The organism is Streptomyces apricus (assembly GCF_008369065.1).
In the GTDB taxonomy this organism is placed as follows: Bacteria; Actinomycetota; Actinomycetes; order Streptomycetales; family Streptomycetaceae; genus Streptomyces; species Streptomyces apricus.
Window position 1 is genome coordinate 1 of record NZ_VDFC01000144.1, and the last position, 2,960, is coordinate 2,960.

2 protein-coding genes are annotated in these 2,960 nt (G+C 71.8%); one reads left to right on the forward strand and one right to left on the reverse strand.

The annotated features are described in order from the left end of the window. Nucleotides 1–326: 326 nt before the first annotated feature. The gene (locus tag FGF04_RS38625) at nt 327–1,784 is read right to left on the reverse strand and encodes an MFS transporter (RefSeq protein ID WP_149516062.1); all 1,458 of its coding nucleotides are present in this window, start codon (nt 1,782–1,784) and stop codon (nt 327–329) included. A 165-nt stretch (nt 1,785–1,949) separates the two neighbouring features. Between FGF04_RS38625 and FGF04_RS38630 the strand changes: the two genes are divergently transcribed. Further along, complete coding sequence (locus FGF04_RS38630; protein ID WP_149516063.1) at nt 1,950–2,402, forward strand: MarR family winged helix-turn-helix transcriptional regulator; 453 nt, start codon at nt 1,950–1,952, stop codon at nt 2,400–2,402. Nucleotides 2,403–2,960: the final 558 nt, after the last annotated feature.

A 2,960-nucleotide genomic window follows, 5' to 3' on the forward strand; every position in this document is an offset into this window, starting at 1 on the left:
AACCCGCCGTTGCAGCGCAGCCTTGCTGCCTTCCGGCGTCCGCCCACCTCAGGGGCGGACCATCCCGTCCGGGCAGTGGAGCCCGTCCCGGCCGGGTGCAGGCGTGACGAACCCGCCGGCGCGGCGCAGCCTTGCGGTGTTCCGGCGTCCGCCCCGCCTTCAGGGGCGGAGCATTCCGTCCGGGCGGTAGGGGCCGTGTCGGTCGGGTGCGGGCCTGGCGGACCCGTCCGCGGCGTGTCGTACGCCGCGGATCAGCCGTCGCCCGGCGCAGTGCGGCCCCGGGCTCAGGTATGGGTCCCGGGGCCGTACCGAAGGAGGCGGCGGGATCAGACCGTGGTCTGTTCCGGCGTGTCCGCCCGGTCACCCGTGGCGCGGGCGCCTTCGGGCGTCTTCGTGCGGACGGCCGGGATGAGCGCCGCGATGACGGCGGCCACCAGGGCGACCCCGCCCCCGGTGATCAGCGCGGTGCGGAACCCGTCCTCCGAGGTGATGCTGTAGCCGCCCAGGGTGACGACGTTCTGGGAGAGGACGACTCCCACCACGGCGGCCCCCACCGACGTGCCGAGCGAACGCATCAGCGTGTTGAACCCGTTGGCGGCGGCGGTCTCGGACAGCGGCACCGAGCTCATGATCAGGGCCGGCATCGCCCCGTAGGCGAGGCCCACGCCGCTGCTGGTCACCATGAGGACCAGCATCAGCCCCCAGGCGGAGCCCATCAGCGCGAGGGAGAGACCGTAACCGGCGGCGATCACGAGGATGCCGCAGACCAGCGTGAACTTCGGGCCGCGCGCGTCGGTGAGCTTCCCGCCGAGCGGCGAGACCAGCATCATCATGATGCCGCCGGGCGCCATCCACAGACCTGCCGCGAGCATCGACTGCCCCAGCCCGTAGCCGGTCTCCTCGGGGAACTGCAGCAGCTGGGGAACGATCAGCATGCCCGCGTACATGCCGAAGCCGACGAAGAGCGAGGCGGCGTTGGTGAGCAGCACGCGCGGGCGGGCCGTGGTGCGCAGGTCGACCAGCGGGTCGCGGGTGCGGGTCTCCCACACGCCCCAGGCCAGCAGCACCACGACGGCCGCGGCGAACAGCCCGAGGGTGGTCCCCGAACCCCAGCCCCACTCGGCGCCCTTGGAGACCGCGAGCAGCAGGCAGACCAGGCCGACGCCGAGCCCGATCGCACCGGGGGCGTCGAAGCGCTGCCCCTTGGCCGCGGGCGGGACGTCCGGGATCAGGAACCAGATCAGCAGGGCGATGACGACGGCCAGGGCGGCCGAACCCCAGAACAGCACGCGCCAGTTGGCGTACTGCGCTACGGCCGCCGCGATCGGCAGGCCGAGCCCGCCGCCGATACCCATGGACGCGCTGACGAGCGCGATGGACGAGCTGAGCCGCGCCGCCGGTATGACGTCGCGCAGGAGCGCGATGCCGAGCGGCACCATGCCCATGCCCACGCCCTGCAGACCGCGGCCGACGATCATCGGCACGACGGACGACGACAGTGCGCACACCACCGAACCCGCGATGAGCGGAACGGAACAGGCGAGGAGCATCCGCCGCTTGCCGAGCAGGTCGCCGAGGCGTCCGGTGACGGGCACGCAGACGGCCGCCACCAGCAACGTGACCGTGATCACCCACGCCGTGTTCGAGGGCGTGCTGTTCAGGATCTTCGGCAGGTCCGCGATGAGCGGTGTCACCAGGGTCTGCATGATCGCCGCCGTGGTGCCGGCGAAGGCCAGCGTGGCGACCACCCCGGTGGCACGGGGGGAAGTCGGTGGGGTTCCCATCAAGGGACTCCTCGCATCTCTTACGGGCTAGGGGGGATGCAGTCTACATATGTTGTGCATCATGCATGCCGTGTGTCCGATGCACAGCCTGTGCGAGGATGGGGCCGGGGCCACCGCAGAACGAGCCGCGCCGTCCCCGTTCTCGAAAAGCAGGAGGCAGTGGGCATGGGCAGGCCGACGTACGAGGTCGAGTACGAGCAGATGCTGCTCGGCAGGCACGCGCTCGCGGCGCACGGCGGGCGCAGCAAGGAGAGCGTGCTGGAGCGCAGCTCCTACATCCTGCTCAGCCGCATCCGCGTCCAGGGGCCCATGTCGATCGGCGAACTGAGCGACGCGTTCGGGCTGGACACCTCGACGCTCAACCGGCAGACCGCCTCGGCCATGCGCGCCGGGCTCGCGGAGCGCATCCCCGACCCCGACGGCGGACTGGCCCGCAAGTTCCGCATCACGGACAAGGGCGCCCGGATCCTGGACGAGGAGCGCGAGCGGACGGTCGGTTCGCTGGACCGGATCATGGCCGACTGGTCCGACGAGGAGATCGCCGAGTTCGCGGTCTACCTGCGGCGGTTCAACACCGGCATCGAGCGCCTCGGCAAGCGGCCCTGGCCCCGCCCGTGACGGCGGCCCGCGCACGCAACCGTTTCACCCTCTCAAGCCAACTCCCTTTGTCGACAGGGCAGTAGGGCCGCGACGGATTCACCGGGCCCGCGGACGGGTACGCATGATCCCTGTGCGGGAGACGCGAGGACGCCAGGTACGGGACCGGGCGTTCCGGCGCGTGCTCCGCGGACCGTGCATGCCTCACAGGACGTGCGCGTTCCGCAGACCGTCCGAGTCCCCCAGGCCGCCCAGATCCCGCCGACCACCTGGGTCCAGGAGGTCCGGGCTCCGGAAACCCGACGCCTCCGGCCCGCCCGCGCCCTTCGGGCCGAAAGCCCTTGCCCCCGGGACGCCGAACCGTCCCCGCGAGGGCTCACCCGCCCCTTCGGACACATCTGCCACCGGTTGACAGGGCCCTCCCGCACGGCCTCCGCCACGGACACGCGCGAATCAGCCAGATCGCCCAAAAAGCCTCGGATACGGACCTCGCCGAATAGCGTGCGAGAAATCGAACCCCTCCCCCCACCTCCCTGCGGTCCGCGTCCCCCGCGGCCCCCTGCCGCGCTAGGAGAACCG